Origin of the sequence: Stenotrophomonas bentonitica, assembly GCF_002887735.1 — a bacterium.
Lineage (GTDB): Bacteria > Pseudomonadota > Gammaproteobacteria > Xanthomonadales > Xanthomonadaceae > Stenotrophomonas > Stenotrophomonas bentonitica_A.
Window position 1 is genome coordinate 1 of record NZ_PKQP01000004.1, and the last position, 17,381, is coordinate 17,381.

The 17,381-nt window shown below is 68.9% G+C and carries 16 protein-coding genes; 7 read left to right on the top strand and 9 right to left on the bottom strand.

What is annotated here, in order from left to right; all coding sequences use genetic code 11:
- Both C0R07_RS20040 and C0R07_RS09155 read left to right on the top strand, forming a co-directional pair.
- Nucleotides 1-250 (top strand): hypothetical protein (locus C0R07_RS20040; RefSeq protein ID WP_217350020.1); only part of this gene is annotated, 250 nt, incomplete at its 5' end.
- Between the two features lie 32 nt (nt 251-282).
- Nucleotides 283-1,473, top strand: a complete 1,191-nt coding sequence (locus C0R07_RS09155; protein ID WP_102788749.1) for a benzoate/H(+) symporter BenE family transporter — start codon at nt 283-285, stop codon at nt 1,471-1,473.
- Between the two features lie 24 nt (nt 1,474-1,497).
- On the opposite strand, the gene C0R07_RS19900 is transcribed toward C0R07_RS09155, so the two are convergent.
- The 5 genes from C0R07_RS19900 to C0R07_RS09175 all read right to left on the bottom strand — a co-directional run bounded on the left by C0R07_RS19900 (nt 1,498) and on the right by C0R07_RS09175 (nt 6,651).
- Nucleotides 1,498-1,641: a hypothetical protein gene (locus tag C0R07_RS19900; RefSeq protein ID WP_167390346.1), complete on the bottom strand. Its 144-nt coding sequence runs from the start codon at nt 1,639-1,641 to the stop codon at nt 1,498-1,500.
- Nucleotides 1,638-3,806 carry a lytic murein transglycosylase gene (locus C0R07_RS09160; protein WP_102788750.1) on the bottom strand — a complete coding sequence of 723 codons (2,169 nt, stop codon included), beginning with the start codon at nt 3,804-3,806 and terminating at the stop codon, nt 1,638-1,640. Before C0R07_RS09160 ends, C0R07_RS19900 begins: the two co-directional genes overlap by 4 nt.
- A gap of 54 nt (nt 3,807-3,860) precedes the next feature.
- The gene (gene egtD, locus C0R07_RS09165; RefSeq protein ID WP_070426256.1) at nt 3,861-4,835 is read right to left on the bottom strand and encodes an L-histidine N(alpha)-methyltransferase; all 975 of its coding nucleotides are present in this window, start codon (nt 4,833-4,835) and stop codon (nt 3,861-3,863) included.
- On the bottom strand, nt 4,832-6,118 hold the full coding sequence (gene egtB, locus C0R07_RS09170; protein ID WP_102788751.1) for an ergothioneine biosynthesis protein EgtB: 1,287 nt from the start codon (nt 6,116-6,118) through the stop codon (nt 4,832-4,834). Before egtB ends, egtD begins: the two co-directional genes overlap by 4 nt.
- 137 nt (nt 6,119-6,255) lie before the next feature.
- The gene (locus C0R07_RS09175; protein ID WP_070474134.1) at nt 6,256-6,651 is read right to left on the bottom strand and encodes a YchJ family metal-binding protein; all 396 of its coding nucleotides are present in this window, start codon (nt 6,649-6,651) and stop codon (nt 6,256-6,258) included.
- A 62-nt stretch (nt 6,652-6,713) separates the two neighbouring features.
- Between C0R07_RS09175 and C0R07_RS09180 the strand changes: the two genes are divergently transcribed.
- Nucleotides 6,714-7,490, top strand: coding sequence for a sulfite exporter TauE/SafE family protein (locus tag C0R07_RS09180; RefSeq protein ID WP_070474219.1), 777 nt, complete (start codon nt 6,714-6,716; stop codon nt 7,488-7,490).
- A gap of 38 nt (nt 7,491-7,528) precedes the next feature.
- On the opposite strand, the gene C0R07_RS09185 is transcribed toward C0R07_RS09180, so the two are convergent.
- The 4 genes from C0R07_RS09185 to folE all read right to left on the bottom strand — a co-directional run bounded on the left by C0R07_RS09185 (nt 7,529) and on the right by folE (nt 14,110).
- On the bottom strand, nt 7,529-11,176 hold the full coding sequence (locus tag C0R07_RS09185) for an ATP-binding protein (protein ID WP_102788752.1): 3,648 nt from the start codon (nt 11,174-11,176) through the stop codon (nt 7,529-7,531).
- A gap of 46 nt (nt 11,177-11,222) precedes the next feature.
- Nucleotides 11,223-11,924: a DUF4194 domain-containing protein gene (locus C0R07_RS09190; RefSeq protein WP_070474138.1), complete on the bottom strand. Its 702-nt coding sequence runs from the start codon at nt 11,922-11,924 to the stop codon at nt 11,223-11,225.
- Nucleotides 11,911-13,380 (bottom strand): DUF3375 domain-containing protein, encoded by a 1,470-nt coding sequence (locus tag C0R07_RS09195; RefSeq protein WP_046274169.1) that lies wholly within the window; start codon nt 13,378-13,380, stop codon nt 11,911-11,913. The genes C0R07_RS09190 and C0R07_RS09195 overlap by 14 nt, the downstream gene beginning before the upstream one ends.
- Before the next feature lie 127 nt (nt 13,381-13,507).
- Nucleotides 13,508-14,110 carry a GTP cyclohydrolase I FolE gene (gene folE / locus C0R07_RS09200; RefSeq protein ID WP_019183982.1) on the bottom strand — a complete coding sequence of 201 codons (603 nt, stop codon included), beginning with the start codon at nt 14,108-14,110 and terminating at the stop codon, nt 13,508-13,510.
- Between the two features lie 159 nt (nt 14,111-14,269).
- On the opposite strand from folE, the gene C0R07_RS09205 reads away from it, so the two are divergent.
- The 4 genes from C0R07_RS09205 (at nt 14,270) to C0R07_RS09220 (ending at nt 17,378) form a co-directional block, all read left to right on the top strand.
- Nucleotides 14,270-14,725, top strand: a complete 456-nt coding sequence (locus C0R07_RS09205; RefSeq protein ID WP_019183983.1) for a MarR family winged helix-turn-helix transcriptional regulator — start codon at nt 14,270-14,272, stop codon at nt 14,723-14,725.
- 84 nt (nt 14,726-14,809) lie between these two features.
- On the top strand, nt 14,810-15,019 hold the full coding sequence (locus C0R07_RS09210; RefSeq protein WP_019183984.1) for a DUF1656 domain-containing protein: 210 nt from the start codon (nt 14,810-14,812) through the stop codon (nt 15,017-15,019).
- Nucleotides 15,016-15,924: an efflux RND transporter periplasmic adaptor subunit gene (locus C0R07_RS09215; protein ID WP_167390347.1), complete on the top strand. Its 909-nt coding sequence runs from the start codon at nt 15,016-15,018 to the stop codon at nt 15,922-15,924. Before C0R07_RS09210 ends, C0R07_RS09215 begins: the two co-directional genes overlap by 4 nt.
- Nucleotides 15,921-17,378, top strand: a complete 1,458-nt coding sequence (locus C0R07_RS09220) for an efflux transporter outer membrane subunit (RefSeq protein ID WP_102788754.1) — start codon at nt 15,921-15,923, stop codon at nt 17,376-17,378. The genes C0R07_RS09215 and C0R07_RS09220 overlap by 4 nt, the downstream gene beginning before the upstream one ends.
- The last annotated feature ends 3 nt before the right edge of the window (nt 17,379-17,381 follow it).

Genomic DNA, 17,381 nt, shown 5'->3' on the forward strand with positions numbered 1-17,381 from the left:
GAAGCGAGCCGCCTATTATGTCAGGCTTTTCGTTTCCGTCAACACCTTCTTTCGAAGCTTGTTGCCGTCGCTGCGGGTGGGTGTTCACCGGGGTGAAGACCGCGTCGCAGCGAGGGAGCGAATACTAAAGACTTCTGAAAATTCGTCAAGCGTTTTCGTCGATCTTTTTCATCATCGCGTCATCCGTGCGTGCTGCTCGACAACAAGCGCGGCAGCACGCGCGTTGCGCGTGCTGCCGCAGGCTTGCTAACAATGCATCTCTTGTCATCAGGAATGCATGCGATGTCTGCGGTAGGCAAACGTTCGTTGTGGCGCGATCTCTCCCTGCCTGCGGTGATGGCGGGTTTCATCACCGTCTTGGTGGGCTTCGCCAGTTCGGCGGTGATCGTGTTCCAGGCCGCACGCGCGGTCGGCGCAGACCAGGCGCAGATCGCTTCGTGGATGTGGGCGTTGGGCCTTGGCATGGGCGTGACGTGTATTGGTCTGTCACTGCGCTATCGGATGCCGGTCGTCACTGCATGGTCCACGCCCGGTGCGGCGATGCTCGTGGTCGGTGCGGGCGCGGTCGGCTACAGCGACGCGATCGGTGCGTTCGTGCTTGCCGCCGTGCTTGGCATGTTGGCCGGCTTCTCGGGGATCTTCGCGAAGCTGATGAAGCGTGTGCCGATGGCGCTGGCCGCGGGCATGCTTGCGGGTGTACTGCTGCGCTTCGGGCTGGATGTGTTCGTCTCGATGGGCACCCAGCTGGGCATGGCATTGGCGATGTTCGCCACCTGGCTGATCGGGCGACGGCTGTTCCCGCGCTATGCGGTGATCGCCACCCTGCTTGTCGGCGTCCTGGTGGCGGCCGGTCAGGGCCTGCTTCATATGGAACAGGTGCGACTGGAACTAGCCACGCCGGTGTTCACCTGGCCAACGCTGTCGTGGGCAGCGGTGTTCGGCATCGCCCTGCCCCTGTTCGTGGTCACCATGGCCTCGCAGAACATCCCGGGCGTCGCGGTGATCCGTGCCTCCGGGTATGACACGCCGGTCTCACCCGTGATCGGCTGGATCGGCGTGGTCAATACGATCCTGGCCCCCTTCGGTGCGTATGGGCTCAATCTGGCCGCGATCACCGCCGCGATCTGCATGGGGCGCGAAGCGCACGAGGATCCGGCCCGCCGTTATACCGCCGCAGTGGCCGCGGGTGCCTTCTATATCGTGGTCGGGCTGTTCGGGGCGACGGTGGCCGCTGTATTTGCTGCCTTCCCCAAGGAGCTGGTCGCCTGCGTGGCCGGCATCGCGCTGTTCGGAACGATCGCCAACAGCCTGGCCATGGCGCTGAGCGAGGAGGCCGATCGCGAAGCGGCGCTGGTGACGTTCCTGGTCACCGCTTCGGGCCTGTCGCTGGCCGGGATCGGTTCGGCGTTCTGGGGGTTGGTGGCTGGCGGGATCTGTCTGGTGGCGTTGCGGCCGCGCCCGGCCGCACACTGACCGGTCACGCGCCTTACAGCCGCCTCAGCACGACGGATGGCGGTCATACACGGCCACGGCCGCATCGATCTGGGCGTCGATCATGGCCTCGTGCAGGGCGGTGCTGGGCGCGCGATAAGGATCCTCGGCCGTCTCGTCCGGCCGGGCCGGGGGTGGAACCGTACTCATAGCGGGCGAACCGCCAGCGTCTGCTGCAGCACGTGCTGCGCGCCCGGCGCCAGCGTCACCACATCCGGACCGGCGTTGGCCGCTTCCAGGCACACATAGTTGCGCCAGCCGGCCCCGACATCGGCCATCTTGCTGGCGCCGGCCTCACCCGGGTTCCAGGCGACCAGCGAGCGGCTGCCGGTGGTGGTGATCTCGATGCGGCGCTTCAGGCCCGGGTCCTTGAGCACGTAGCGGCCGCCGGCCTGCGTATAGATGCGGTCGCTGCGGCCGGGATCGCGCGGGTCGCGCAGGTTCCAGTCGCCCTGCTGCTGGCGCGGGGTCGCGTAATTCTCGAACTTGTCCAGGTAGGACAGGCCATCCAGGCCCTCCACGCTGACCTGCATCGCATCGCTGACATGGAAGTAGTTGTGCAGGGCCTGGGTGAAGGCGACCGGCTGGCGGCCGGTGTTGTCGGTGATCAGGCGCTGTTCCAGGGTCCGGCCGATGCGCAGCTCCATGCGCAGGCGCAGGTCCAGGTTCTCCAGCACCGGCGGCGCCAGGGTCAGCACCATGGTGCCGTCGGCCTCGCGACGGGCCTGCTGCAGGGTCCATGGCACGTTGCGGACGAAGCCATGCGAGGGCACGTCATTGCCCTGCCCCTGGCGGCCGAAGTACGGCCAGCACACGGGGCTGCCCCCGCGGATCGGGGTCGGCAGCGGCTGGGCGCTCGGCGAGAGCCACATGACGTCCTGCCCGCCCTTGGGCACATAGGACAGGAGCTGGCCGCCGAACACGCTGATCGCGGCGGTGGCGAACGGGGTCTGGACCGTCCACGCGGGGAAGCCCTGGATGTCGGCCAGGCTCAGGCCAGGCACCTTGGGCAGGGCAGCGCGCGGCGCGGCCGGGGACTGGACATACTGGGCGTGATTGGGCGGCAGGGTGAATACGGTGGATGCGGGCATGGTCGGTGTGGAAGAAGGAGGAGCACCGCGCAGGGCGGTGAGAATGCGCTGGCCGGCACGGCCATCGGCGGGGGTCCAGCCCAGGCGCTGCTGCTCGGCCTGGATGGCGCGGCGGGTCGCGGTACCGATCATGCCGTCGGCCGTACCGATATCGTGGCCGCGGGCCAGCAACAGGGTCTGCAGCTCTCGACGTTCGGTACGGCCGATGCCGGGATCGTCGGTCGGCCAGGCGGCGACGATACCCGGACCACCCCGCAGGCGATCGGCCAGGGTGGCGATCGCCAGGGCGTAGCTCTCGGCGGCGTTGTAGGCGTAGATCGCGTCGTAGTTGCGGAACACCAGCCAGGCCGGTCCCTTGATCCCGGTGGGCAGCAGCAGCGCGGCACTGCTGTCGGCGGGCAGTCCGGCCGGGGCCAGCGTGCCGCCGGCCACCGGGATGATGCCCTGTGCGCGCCAGTCGGCCAGTGGCCTGCGCTGGGTGCGGCCGGCCTGGCCGGCGTTGAAGCCGGCCGGAACCGTCACTTCCATCCCCCAGGGCTGGCCGGTGCGCCACCCGGCCTTCTTCAGATAATTGGCGGTGGAGGCCAGCGCATCGGGTATCGAGGCGACCAGATCGCGACGGCCATCGCCGTCGCCATCCACCGCGATGCGCGCATAGGTGGAGGGCATGAACTGGGTATGGCCGAACGCGCCGGCCCACGAACCGGTCAGGCCTTCGGCGCGCAGGTCGCCGGCATCGATCAGCTTGAGCAGGGCGAGCAGTTCGCCGCGGAAGAAGGGCTGGCGGCGGCCTTCGCAGGAGAGCGTGGCCAGCGACTGCAGCAGCGGGCGCTTGCCGAACACGCGGCCGTAGTCGCTCTCCACGCCCCAGACCGCCACGATGGTGGCCGGATCGACCCCGTACTCGGCCGAGACCCGGGCCAGCAGGTCGCGGTGCTCGACCAGGCGGGCACGCCCGTCCTCGACGCGCTGGGTATCCACCAGCGCCGCAAGGTAGTCCCACAACGGGGTAGTGAATTCCGGCTGCGCGTCCAGCAGCGGGAGCACGCTGGGATCCGGGGTCAGCCCGGCGGTGAGCACATCGAAGCGCTCGGCGCCGATGCCCTGCTTGCCGGCCTGCGCCTTGAGCGTGGCCAGACAGGTGGAGAATGCATCCGGGGAGGCCACCGCCAACGACGGTGCGCCGAGCCACAGCCCGGCCAACAACAGGGGCGACCATCGCATTGGCGGAATCCTTGCAGCCAGTGGACCTGCATCATAGCGGCAATGCGGCGCAGGTCAGACCGGCTGCAGCAGGCGCAGGCCGAAGGCGGGATCGGTGGCGTTCCAGTGGGCCGTCACGCGCAGGCCCGCGGCTGCGGCCATCGTTGCGAACACCGCGTCGGTGTACTTGTGGCTGTACTCGACCGTCATCGCCTCGCCCGCGGCGAAATCGAAGCTCTGCCCGTCCACCTGCACGCGCTGCTCGCGCTGGCTGACCAGTTCGGTTTCGATGCGCAGGCGCGGCACGCTGTACCGCGCGCGATGACGGAACCCGTCGAGATCGAAATCACTGCCGATGTCGCGGTTGAGCCGGCGCAGCAGATTGAGGGTGAAATCGGCCGTGACGCCGGCCGCATCGTTGTACGCCGCTTCGATCAGCCCCGCATCCTTGTGCAGGTCGATGCCGATCAGGGCCATGCCGTCGGGGCCCATGGTCTGGCGCATGGCCTTCAGCAGCGCAATGGCCTCGTCATGCGCGAAGTTGCCCAGCGTCGAGCCCGGGAAGAACACCAGGTGGCGCGCCGGCTCGCGCTGCGGCGATGGCAGCTGCACCGGCTGGGTGAAATCCGCGCAGACCGGCAGCATTTCGATCTCCGGCAGCAACGGGGCCAACCGGGTGATGCTGTCCAGCAGTGCGGCACGGGAGATCTCGATCGGGGTGTACGCCACCGGGTCACGCAGTGCCTGCAGCAGCAGCTCGGTCTTGCGCCCACTGCCGCTGCCCAGCTCGACCACGTGCAGGCGGGGACCAACCACCTTGGCGATGTCACGCGCGCAGTCCTGCAGCAGCTGCAGCTCGGTGCGGGTCGGGTAGTACTCCGGCTGCTGGGTGATCTGCTCGAACAACGCCGAGCCGTGGGCATCGTAGAAATACTTCGACGGCAGTTGCCGCGGCGTGGCGGAGAGGCCACGCAGGATGTCGGCGGTGATCTGGTCGCGGTCCGGCTGCAGATCGGTCAGCGCCTGGAGTGCATCACGGACCGAACTCATGCGGCGTCCCGGGCCAGGCGCAGGCCGGCGAACTGCCACCGGGCCGACGGCGCGAAGAAATTGCGGTAGCTGGCGCGCAGGTGATCGGCAGGCGTGGCACAGCTGCCGCCGCGCAGGACCCATTGCCCGCACATGAACTTGCCGTTGTACTCGCCGAGATTGCCCGGGAAGGTGCGGAACCCCGGATACGGCCCGTAGGCGCTGCTGGTCCATTCCCAGACATCGCCGAACAACTGGACGATATCGCCTGACTCCTCCGCCCCGCCGGGGTGAAGCTGATCGCTATCGGCGAAACGACCCCGCAGCGGGCGGCCGGCGGTGGCCGCCTCCCATTCGAATTCGGTGGGCAGGCGGGCCTCCTGCCAGCGCGCGTAGGCGTCGGCTTCGAAGTAACTGAGATGGCAGACCGGGGCGTGCGGATCGAGCGGGCGCCACCCGCCGAGGGTGAACTCGCGCTCCAGTGCGTCGTCCCAATACAGCGGATGCTGCCAGCGCTGGTCCTGGCACAAGGTCCAGCCTTCGCTCATCCACCAGCGTGGCTCGCGGTAGCCGCCGGCCTGGACGAACCGGCGATACTCATCATTGCTGACCGGGCGGTTGGCCAGCGCATGCGCCGGGACCAGGGCGCGGTGTACGGGCGATTCGTTGTCGTAGGCGAATGTCGGCTGGGTAGGCCAGACCGGCGCGCCGATCTCCACGATCTGCTCGGGACTGCTGAGCCACTGCAGGGGCAGCGCACGGGCCGGCGCCACCGCAAGATCCTCACGGTAGGCTGGCTGCAGCGGGTTGGACCAGAACGCATGCTTGATATCGGTCAGCAGCAGTTCCTGATGTTGCTGTTCATGGTGCAGGCCGAGCAGCAACTGGTGCCGGGCCTGCTCGCTGAGGCTGCCGGCCTGCAGGGCGGTGATCACGCGCTGGTCAATCCGGGCGCGGAACTCCAGCACCTCCTCCAGCGACGGGCGCGAGAGCAGGCCACGCTGCGGACGTGCATGTGCCGGACCGATGCTCTGGTAATAGCTGTTGAACAGGTAATGCCAGTCCGCATCGATCGGTGCGTAACCGGGCCGGGTGGCCAGCACGAAGCGCTCGAAGAACCAGGTGGTGTGGGCCAGGTGCCATTTGGCCGGGCTGGCATCGGCCATGCTCTGCACCATGGCGTCTTCGGCGCTCAGCGGGGCGGCCAACGCGACCGTGCGGGCCCGCACGCCGGCGTAGCGGGCGGCCAGCGACGACGGCGGGGCGGCGGTGAGCGGTGGTGCGGCAGCAACGGCGGTATTCATTGCGATCAGGATCGACCAGCCGGAGTGAGTGCCACGTCATGGCACGGCATCGGTCTGGTGACAGCGTTCAAGTTGAATACGCGATCCCCGTACGCGGCCGGGGCGACGGCGCTGGGGGTGCGTGCGGCCGCCTTGGGTCAGGGCAGCGCGTCGAGGTAGAACCAGCGCCCGTCTTCGCGCACGAAGCGGCTGTGCTCGAGCATCTTCACCGCACTGCCGCCGCCCACCTTGTAACGGGCAAGGAACCGGACCTGGGCGTGGTCCGGATCCGACTGCGTGTGGGCCTGGATCGTCAGCCCCAGCCAGTGGGTGCGCTGGCCGGGCGCTTCCTCCAGCGACAGCTCGGCCGGGCGCGTGGACGGGTGCCAGCTGGCCAGCAGGTAGTCGGCCAGGTGGCGCACGTAGGCGCTGTAACGCGAACGCATCAGCGCTTCGGCATCCGGGGCGGGCGCGCCGGCGTGATAGCGGCCGCAGCAGGCGGTGTAGGCCAAGGGGCGGCCGCAGGGACAGGGATCGGAGTTGGCGGTGGTCATGGGGGTATTGTCGCGCGATGACCGGGCGTATGCTGGCGCGCCTTCTGCCGCGATGTCCCGCCGTGCTTGAGCTGGTTCCCCCTGAGCTGTTGTGGTTGGTGGCGATCGCCTTCATCGCCGGTCTGGTCGATGCCGCGGTCGGCGGCGGCGGGCTGGTGCAGTTGCCCGGGTTGTTCACCGTATTGCCGCAGCACACCCCGGCCATGCTGTTTGGCACCAACAAATTCAGTTCGATGTTCGGTACGGCAGCGGCGGCGTTCCGCTACGCACGCAATGTGCGATTCCCGTGGCGGCCAGTGCTGTTCGCCGCGGGCACGGCCTTCGTGTTCTCCTTCGCCGGCGCCACGGCGGTCAGCCTGCTGCCCAAGGACGCGGTGCGCCCGCTGGTGCTGGTGCTGCTGGTGGCGATGCTTGGCTACACGCTGTGGAAGAAGGACTTCGGTGCCCTGCACCGCCCGCGCGAGATCGGCCGCAAGGAGCTGGTGACCGCGCTGGCGATCGGTGCGGTGATCGGGTTCTACGACGGCTTCTTCGGGCCGGGCACCGGCAGCTTCCTGATCTTCCTGTTCGTGCGTTTCTTCGGGCTGGACTTCCTGCGCGCCTCGGCCGCCTCCAAGGTGGTGAACCTGGCCACCAACGTGGCGGCGATCTCGTTCTTCGTGCCGACCGGCAACATCCTGTGGCTGTTCGCGCTGCCGATGGCCGCGGCCAACATCATCGGCTCGGTGGTCGGCACGCGGATGGCGCTGCGCGGTGGCACGCCCTTCATCCGCAAGCTGTTCGTCGGCCTGGTGGTGGTGCTGATCGCCCGGATGGGCTGGGATACCTTCGCCGGCTGACAGGACGGGCCAGCCCTGGGGGCTGACCCGTCGATTGCTCAACGCTTGGGCTTGACCGGCTTCTTCGCGGCGGTCCTGGGCGCCGGCCTGGCCGCCGCCTTGCTGGCGGCCTTCCTGCCCGGCGCTTTGGCGAGTGCCTTGGCCGGTGCCTTGGCCGCGGCTTTCTTCGGGCGCGATACCGGTGCCGGTGCATCCGGCGTCGCCGTGGCGGCGTCGGCCTGCCCGGCAGCCGGTTCGGCGATCACGGCATCGGCGGCCTGTCCTGGCACCTCGACTTCCGCCGGCGCTGCGATCACGGGCGCTGCCGCTACCGGCGCCACCGCGGCCTCACCGCCGGCGCGGGCGCGTTCGGGCAGCTTCAGGCGCTTGCCTTCGTCGTCGTACTCGATCAGCAGCACGCCGGAGTCGTGGCGCCCGCTGATCTCCACGAAGCACGCACCGCCGATGAACGGCTCCAGCGTCATCACCGACTTCAGCGGCGTGGCCACGACCATCTGGAACCCGAAGTTGTCGAAGATGTTCATCGCCAGCGCGGTGAACTCGTTGTCGGCCTTGTCGAAGGCTTCATCGAGCACGACTGCCGCGTAGCTGGGCAGCTGGCCATCGGCACCGCCGAGCTGGTAGCGCAGCGCGGCCGCCAGGCAGGTGGTGGCCAGCTTCTGGCGCTGGCCGCCGGATTTGCCCGCGCCGCTGCGGTAGATCTCGACCTGCTGGCGAGTGGCGGCATCGAGCTCGACGCCGACGAATTCCACATGCAGGCGCACGTCGAGTACCAGCTCGCGCCAGCGCTTGTCCTCGCCTTCCTGCGAGCCGAGCTTGGCGACCAGCTCACGCAGCACCGCGAACTGCGCTTCGGCCAGTTCGCGCTGCTCGGTCTGCTGCTGGGACAGGACATCGCGCAGGCGCTGGTGGAAATCCAGCACCTCGGGCAGACGGCGGTCGGTGAGTTCGATGGTCAGCAGGGTGCCGCGGTTGAACGGCACCTGCTCCAGCGAGGCATTGACCTCGTCCAGGCGCTGGGCGATCGACTTGCGCGCCTCGGCGGTGTGGCGCTGCAGCGCCAGCAGGTTGTTCTTGCTCTGGCTCTGCAGCAGATCGAAGAAGCGCGCCTCGTGCTGCGGCAGGCCATCGTTCTCCAGCCGTTGCAGGCGGGCCAGGAAATCGTCGGCGCTGGACAGGCTGACGGTGAAGTCGCCGCTGTCTTCCGGCCAGGCCTGGCAGTAGCGGCGGAAGCAGCCCAGCAGCAGGTTTTCCAGCCGGTTGTGTTCGGCCTGGGAGCCGCCGAGCTGTTCGTTGAGGGTGTTGCTGATCTGCCGGAAGTGCGCTTCCAGGTTTTCCAGGCTGAGCACGCCGAGCGCTTTGAGGCGTTCGTCCAGGCCCTGCTGCTGCAGGGGCGTGACCACGCGCTTGGCCAGCGGCGCGCACTGCTCGTGCAGGCGCGCCAGGCGTTCGTGCTCACGGCCGAGCTGGCCGCGCTCCACGCGCACGTCTTCATAGGTGCGCTTGGCCTGGGCCACATCGGCCCGGGTCTTTTCGATCTGTTCGCCGAGCCTGCGCAGGTCGGCATTGCCTTCGCGCAGGTCGTGCAGGGCTTGGGCGATGTCGTCCAGGCGCTGCAGCGGCGCGGCCACATCGATCTCGTCCCAGCCCAGCGTGCACAGTTGATGGCAGGCCAGGCGGGCCTTGCCATCCTGTTCGCGCTGCGCGCGCAGGCCGGCCACGTCGCTGTCGCAGGCGGCGATGCGCTGCGCCAGTTCGATCGCTTCGCGCTCGTACAGGTCCAGCTTGTCGCGGTTGTTGAAGCCGAGCAGCCAGCGGCGGCGGTCGCTGATGTTGTGGCGATCGTCCTTCTCGAAACGCTCGCCCGGGTGCTTGACCTGGCCTTCCTTGGTGATGCCGCGGTCGGTATCGCGCAGGTGGCGCGCATCGACGCATTCGTAGTCAAAGCGCTTGCCCAGCTCGCGGCGCAGCCAGCCGGCATAGCCGTGCTCGCGCAGCACCAGCTTGTGCAGCAGCGAGCGTGCACCGGGCTCGCGGCCGTGCAGGGCATCGTCGTTGCGGCGCACGCGGTAATACACCAGGCGGGTACCGAGGTGGGTCTGGTTGATCCACTCCGAGACCTGGGCATGGTGGCGCTCGTCAACCAGCAGCGACTGCGCGAAGCCGTGCAGCACACGCTCGATCGCGCCCTGCCATGCGGCGTCTTCATCGCGGACCTGCAGCAGTTCACCCACGAACGGCAGCGCCGCCTCGGGAATGCCGGTGTCGCTGCTCAGGCGCGCGCGCAGCTGCTGCATCGGCGCCGGAATGCTGGACGGGGTGCGCTTGAGCGCCTCCAGTTCCGAACGCACCTCGGCAAAGCGGCGCTCGTCGTCGCGCTTGCCGCCCATGCGCTCGGCGATGGCTTCATCCAGCTCGGCCGCGGCACGCTGGCCGTCGTCCAGTCTGGCCTGGGCGCGGGCAAGCTGTTCGGCGAAGCCGTGCGCGGTCTCGGCCAGGGTTTCGCCGAGCTCGCGGCTGGCATGGTTGGCCTGGTTGCGCTTGGCCAGGCGGCGGTCGCGTTCCCGGGCGACACGGCCCTGTTCGCGCTCCAGCTCTTCGATGCGCTCGCCGCCCTGCTGGCGACGCTGCCCCTCCAGTTCGGCGAGGTGGCTTTCATGGTTCTCCAGCGCGCTGCGGCGCTGGCCTTCTTCACCGGACAGGCCGCGGTCGCGGGTGTCCAGTTCCAGCAGGCGCGCCTCGAGCAGGGCCAGGCGACGCTGCTCGCGCACACCGTCGATGCCCAGCTTCATCTCGTCCAGGTCTTCACGCTGGCGGCGCAGTGCCTGCAGATCGGCGTAGTGGCCGCGCGCCGGCAGCAGGGTTTCGACCTGGCGGCGCGCGGTGACCACGGCCTGGTGGGCGCCATCGAGTTCGGCGAAATCATCGACCAGGCGCTCGGCGGCATCGAAGGTGCGCGGCGCATCGAGCATGAAGTCGCGCAGGAACACGTTCAGATCGCCGAGGTTCTTCGCCGACTGCGTCTTGTGCAGCAGGCGCAGCGCCATTTCGTTCTCGATCCCGAGCACGTGGCGGAACCGTTCGGCATAGCTGGCGAAGCTGTCGAAGTGATGCACATCGCCCAGGCGCTGCTTGAGCTTGCGCAGGTCCAGGTCGAAGCCGCCGAGGTCGCGCGCGATGTCGAAGCTGCGCTCTGCGACCATGTAGTGCTTGCGCACATCGGCCGCGGCGGCGCCGTTGCCGGCGATCCAGAACAGCCGCACCAGGCTGACGATGCGGCCGTCGTTGCTGCGGTACTCCAGCACCAGCGCGGTCCAGGTGGCGCCCTTGCGCAGGTACTGGGTGGCGATCTCGCCGGTGCCGCTGTCTTGCTGGTCAGCCCACGCGCCACGCACATACGAGACCAGGTTGCGGTCGCGGCCACTGCGTTCGGCTTCGCGCGCGGCGGCGTTGAAGTCGACCAGGGCCGGCGGCACCAGCAGCGCGGACATCGCATCGAGCAGGGTCGACTTGCCCGAGCCGGAGCGGCCGACGAACAGGAAGCCACGTTCGGCGATCGGCACTTCAGTCAGGCCGGAGAAGGTGCCCCAGTTGTGGACCTGCAGGCGGCGCATGCGGAACTGCTGCGCGCGCGGGTCGGGCTGGTCGCCGGGGAACAGAGCGGGTGCGGGAATGTGGACGGTCATGGCAGGGCTAGCAATCCAGGCAGGGCAGCGGCGCGCGGGCGCGCGCTCAGGCGTCGAGGTCGGCCGGCGCTTCGCGCAGGCGGCGGTACACCTGGGCCAGGGCGGCGACATCTTCGGCGGAGAACATCAGTTTCAGTGCCGGCGAGACTTCATGACGCGCATCGTCACCGCCAAGGCGGGTGAGGATGTGGTTGTCCTTCATCTTCTGCACGGCACTGGCGACGCGGCGGTTGAAGCCGGCGCGGTCGGTGGACAGGTGGCGCTCGTACACGGCCAGTGCTTCGGCCAGTTCGGCATCCTCGACCACCGCGCGCACGCCGCGTGCATCGGCTTCGGCCAGCTGCTGGCGCAGGTGCAGCAGCAGCACCGAGTCGATGAAGGTCAGCGGCGAGGTACGCAGCAGCACCGGCGCGTCGATATCTTCGGTATCGGCCTGGCGGGTGAAGGCCACCCCGCTCTCGCGGTCCAGCACCAGCTCCAGGAACAGGTCCGAGAGCGCCGAGCGGATCGCCGCTTCACTGCGGATCAGCGCCGGCCACAGCTTGGCGTGGCGCAGCTGGTCGATGCTGGGGCCGATCAGCAGCTGGCACAGCGCACGGCGGCCATCGAGCGGCAGCCGGCCGGTATCGCCCATGTAGAAGACATCGTTGCTGCGTCGCAGGACCGGCGTCACCACGACGGGCTCGTCGTCATGCTCGTCGGCGCCGCCATCGATCGGGGTGTCGGTGGATTGTTCATGCCAGCTCATGGCGTTTCTCCTGGGTGAACCAGATCAGCGGAATGCGGGCGCGACGCCATTGGCCATCGCCGCCGCGCCATTGCGCGATCTCCTGTTGATCGGTGGCGACCTCGCCATGGCGGGTGCCGAGGGAGAGGTAACCGATGATGCTGCCCAGCCCCTGCGGGGCCTCACGGTGGTCGAGCACCTGCGCGATCGACAGCCGCGGCTGCTCGCCAAGCAGGTCGTGCAGATCGCGGCGCAGGGTGCGGAAGTCGATTTCCGAGGCGGCGACGAGATCGCCGACGCTTTCCAGCGAGATCGCGGCGGTGTCGTTGCGCTGCACGCTGCCATCGACCTGCGCCTGGCGCGGGTCGTGCAGTTTCCACTGCGACAGCGAGCGCAGGCGGCTGGTGGTCAGCTGCAGGTCGCGGCCGATGCTGCGCTGGGCCGGGATGTGGTCGCGCAGGCCCAGCGCCTCGCCCTGGGCCTGCTTGAGCAGCTGGTTGAGGCGGCGCTGTTCCAGGTAGCCGCGGCTCTGCACGAAGCCACGCAGGCTGCGCGCGAAGTGCTGCAGCACATCGTGGACCTGGCCACCGCGCTCGAGCATGGTGGTGGTGAAGCCGCGCAGGAAGGTGCGTTCGTTGCGGTCCAGCTTGCGGGCAAAGCCACGGGCAAGCACGGTCTCCAGCGCGGCGTCGAGCTGGGCGCTCTGTTCGGCATCGTTGAGCAGGCGCCAGAACGCGTCGAAACTGCGCCCGGCATCGCTGTCACCGATCACATCCACGCCTTCGAACAGCTTGGAGAGCACGTCGCCGCGCTCGCCTTCGTCATCGATGATGCGTTCGCGGAATTCGCGGTTGAGGCGTTCGAAGTCGTCACGCACGCGGCGGAAATCTTCGGTCAGTTCGTCGGCCAGGCCGATGATCTGGCGGGTCCGTTCCAGCGCGCGCTTGCCATCCAGCGAGGACACCTTGCCGCCGCTGACGCGGGCGATCTCGGCATCGATGCGGTCGCGCTCGTCGCGCAGCGCGGACAGGCGTGCGTCCGGATTGGATTCGGTCAGCGCGGCCAGCTGCGAGAGCTGCTCGATCACCAGTGCCAGGCGGCTCTCGGTGGCGGCAGCGCGCGCCTGCTCCAGGCTGTCGGCGAAGCGGATCGCCTGCGCGGCCTGGGTGGACAGTTCGTACTGTTCCTGGTCGGCACCCTCGGGCAGGCGGCGTTCCAGCCAGCCCTGGGCCAGCCAGTGGGCGATGTAGGCCTGCGCGGTGCGCGGCAGATCGCGCGAGAGTTCATCGGCCTTGAGATCGTCCAGCGCGCGCTGCAGGCGTTCGTGCAGCACCGCGGTGGACAGGGTGCGCTCGTCCTGCATCAGCAGGCTCTGCAGCAGGCCGATGATCTCCGGCGCGTGATCGGCCGCCAGCAGCTTCCACTGCGATTGTTCGCGCAGGTGGCGGTAACGGGTAATGCGCTCGCGATGCTTCATTCGAGACCGGGGACAGGAAGACGGGCCGCGCGGGTCGCAGCGGCCGGGAGGGAAACGGGACGCGCACGCACCGGCCGGGCCGGGCCGAAGCCCAGCACCTGCCGGCCGCGCGCGACGGCGCGGGGAATCAGCGCTTGCCGCCCACTTCGATGAAACGCAGGAACTCGGCGCGGGTACGCGCGTCCTCGCGGAAGCTGCCCAGCATCTTGGAGGTGACCATGCTGACGCCACGCTTGTGGATGCCGCGGGTGGTCATGCACTCGTGCGCACCTTCCACCACCACGCCCACGCCGACCGGCTGCAGCACGTCCTGGATGCACTGGGCGATCTGCGCGGTCATCTTTTCCTGGACCTGGAAGCGGCGTGCGTACGCCTCGACCACCCGGGCCAGCTTACTGATGCCCACCACCTTGCCGGCCGGCAGGTAGCCGACGTGCACGCGGCCGATGATCGGCGCCATGTGGTGTTCGCAGTGGCTTTCGTACTCGATGTCGCGCAGCACGATCAGTTCATCGTAGCCGGCCACTTCCTCGAAGGTCCGCTCCATGTAGGCGCGCGGGTCATCGCGGTAGCCGCTGAACCAGTCGCCATAGGCTTCGGCGACGCGGCGTGGGGTATCCAGCAGGCCTTCACGGGTCGGATCTTCACCGGCCCAGCGCAGCAGGGTGCGCACCGCCGATTCGGCCTCGGCCTGGGTGACGGGGTTGGCGTCGTTGTCTTGCTTGCTCATTACATACAGCACCCGAAGGGGGGCGAGCATCGTACCCGACAGACCCCTCGGGCGTCCTGCGCCGGGGCTCGGTGGCCCTGCCCGCGCAGGCCCTCGTTGGGCGACGGTTGTGCCGGATGTATTGATAGGAGGGAAATTAGTAGTATCCTATCTATTCTGATGAACCGATCCTTCGACGAACGCACCCAGCTGCAGATGCAGCTCAGTTCCGGCCTGCTGTACGCAGGGCGGCAGTGGCAGCGCCTGGCCGACCAGGCCCTGGGCAGCTACGGCATCTCCGCCGCCTGCACCATGCCGCTGCTGATGATCGGGCGCGCCGGCGGGGGTATCCGCCAGGTGGCACTGGCCCATCAGCTGGGCATGGAAGGCCCGTCGCTGGTACGCCTGCTGGACAAGCTGGCCGCCAGCGACCTGGTCCGCCGAGAATGCGACGCCAGCGACCGCCGCGCCAACCTGCTGTGGCTGACCGACAAGGGCGAGGCCCTGGTCAGCGAGCTGGAAACCCAGTTGATCGGCCTGCGCCAGGACGTGTTCGGCGAGCTGTCCATGGATGAACTGCGCACCGTGCTGAAGCTGTGGCAGCTGCTGGCCGACGCTGCCGATCGCGTGACGTAAGCCTGTTCCCCCGTTGTGCCGCCCGGTGTCGTCCCTCGACGCCGGGCGAACCCCTTTCCGCTCCCCTGCGAATCCTTTGCCTCGATGTACGGTGAATTCAGTCTCTATGGTGTGTTCGTCCCGACCCTGCTCGGGCTGATGCTGCTTGCCTACCTGCTTAAGAGCGGGTTGCGCGTGGTCCTGCAGCGCACCGGCGCCTACCGCCACATCTGGCACCCCGCCCTGTTCAACCTGGCCGTGTACGTGATCGTGCTCGGCGGGTTGTTTTCCCTGATGCGTTGGATGCAATCGTGAACAAGATCCTCAAGCAGACATTCCCGGTCGTATTGACCGTCGTGGCCGTGGTGGCCGCCGTGCTGGTGCTGCGTCACCTGTGGGCGTACTACATGGACGAACCGTGGACGCGCGATGCGCACGTCAGCGCCGACGTGGTGCAGGTGGCGCCGGATGTGTCCGGGCTGGTGGAAGCGGTGAAGGTGGCCGACAACCAACCGGTCAAGCGCGGTGAGGTGCTGTTCGTGGTCGACCGGGCGCGCTATGAGATCGCGCTGGAGCGGGCCCAGGCCGCGCTGGGCGAGCGCCGCGCCACGCTGGACCAGCTGCGCCGCGAGATCGCGCGTGACCGCAGCCTGCAGGATCTGGTCGCCGCCGAGGACGCCGAAGTGCGCCGCGCCAAGCTGCTCGCCGCGCAGGCCTCGATGGCGACCGCACAGGCCGCGGTGGATCTGGCCAAGCTCAACCTGGCGCGCACTGAAGTGCGCAGCCCCAGCGATGGCCACGTCAACGACCGCACCGTGCGTGCCGGTGACTATGTGACCGCCGGGCGGCCGGTGATGGCCGTGCTCGATACCGGCTCGTTCCGCGTGGACGGCTACTTCGAGGAAACCCGCCTGCAGGGCGTGCATGCCGGCCAGAAGGTCGACATCCGCCTGATGGGCGAGGCGCAGCCGCTGCAGGGCCACGTGCAGAGCATCGCCGCCGGCATCGAAGACCGTTACCGCAGCGAAGGCAGCAGCCTGCTGCCGAACGTGACCCCGGCCTTCGACTGGGTGCGGCTGGCGCAGCGCATCCCGGTGCGCATCCATATCGACCGCGTGCCGGCCGGCGTGAACCTGATCGCCGGGCGCACCGCCACCGTTACCATCCAGCCGGACACCGCGCCGGCCACGCCGGCACAACCGGCACGGACGGCGCTGTGAACCGCCCGGCGCTGCACCGCATCGCGCTGGGGCTGGCGCTGACCACGCTGGCCGCGTGCCGCACCGTCGGCCCGGACTACGCGGTGCCGGCCGGCTCCGCGTTCCAGCGGCCGGAGGCCAATGCCGCGTTCCTCGACACCGGCAACCCGCAGGTCGCCGCTGGCGCCGCGCTGCCCGCACGCTGGTGGGAGCTGTACCAGGACGACACCCTCAACGCCCTGGTGCAGCAGGCGCTGCGCGACAACGTGGAACTCAAGGTGGCCGATGCCAACCTGCGTCGCGCTGCTGCCGTGTACGAGCAGGCGCTGGATGCCGGTGGGTTCGAATACGAGGCCGAGGCCGGGGTGAGCCGCGCGCAGCTGTCGGCCGAATCATTCCTGCTTGAACACGAACTGCCGCCGATCAACCTGGCCGACGGCAAGTTCGCGGTGTCCTATCAGTTCGATCTGTTCGGCAAGCTCAAGCGCGCCTCCGAAGCCGCGCATGCCGACGAGCAGGCCACCGCCGCCGCGATGGACCTGGCGCGCGTGTCGCTGGTGGCGCAGGTGGCCGGCAGTTACGTCGACATCTGCCACGCCAACCACGAACTGCATGTGGCCGAGCACTCGCTGCAGCTGCAGCAGCGCAGCCGCGAGGTCACCCAGCGCTTGATCACCGCCGGCCGCGGCACCCCGCCGGAGCTGGCGCGTGCCAACGCCCAGGTGGCGATGCTGCAGGCCGCGTTGCCGCCGCTGCGCGCGCACCGGCAGGCCTCCGAATACCAGTTGGCCGCCCTGCTCGGCCGCACCCCGGGCCAGCTGCCCGACGGCGTGAGCGACTGCAGCCTGGCCCCGACCCTGGCCCAGGCGCTGCCGATCGGCGATGGCCGCGCGCTGCTGCAGCGCCGCCCGGACATCCGCCAGGCCGAGCGCAAGCTGGCTGCCGCCACCGCGCGGATCGGCGTGGCCACCGCCGAGCTCTACCCGGACATCCGCCTCGGCGCCTCGCTCGGTGCGGCCGGCCTGCTGGAAGACTTCGGCACGCCGCTGACCCAGCAGTGGTCGATCGGTCCGCTGATTTCCTGGACGCTGCCCTCCTCCGGCACGCACGCACGCATCCACGCCACCGAAGCCGGTGCCGATGCGGCGCTGGCCGAGTTCGACCACAGCGTGCTGCAGGCCCTGCGCGAAACCCAGACCGCGCTGAGCCGCTATGCCCAGGATCTGCAGCGCCTGCAGTTCCTGCAGCAGGCGCAGCAGCAGGCCGACCTGGCCGCCAGCCAGAACCGCCGCCTGTACCAGGGCGGGCGCACGCCCTACCTGGCCAGCCTGGACGCGGACCGCAGCCTGGCCAGCGCCGATGCGACGCTCGCCGATGCCCAGGCGCAGGTCTCGCGCGACCAGATCCAGTTGTTCCTGGTGCTCGGCGGTGGCTGGAATGCCGACGCCGTCGCCGCCGGCACGGCCGCGAGGTAAGCC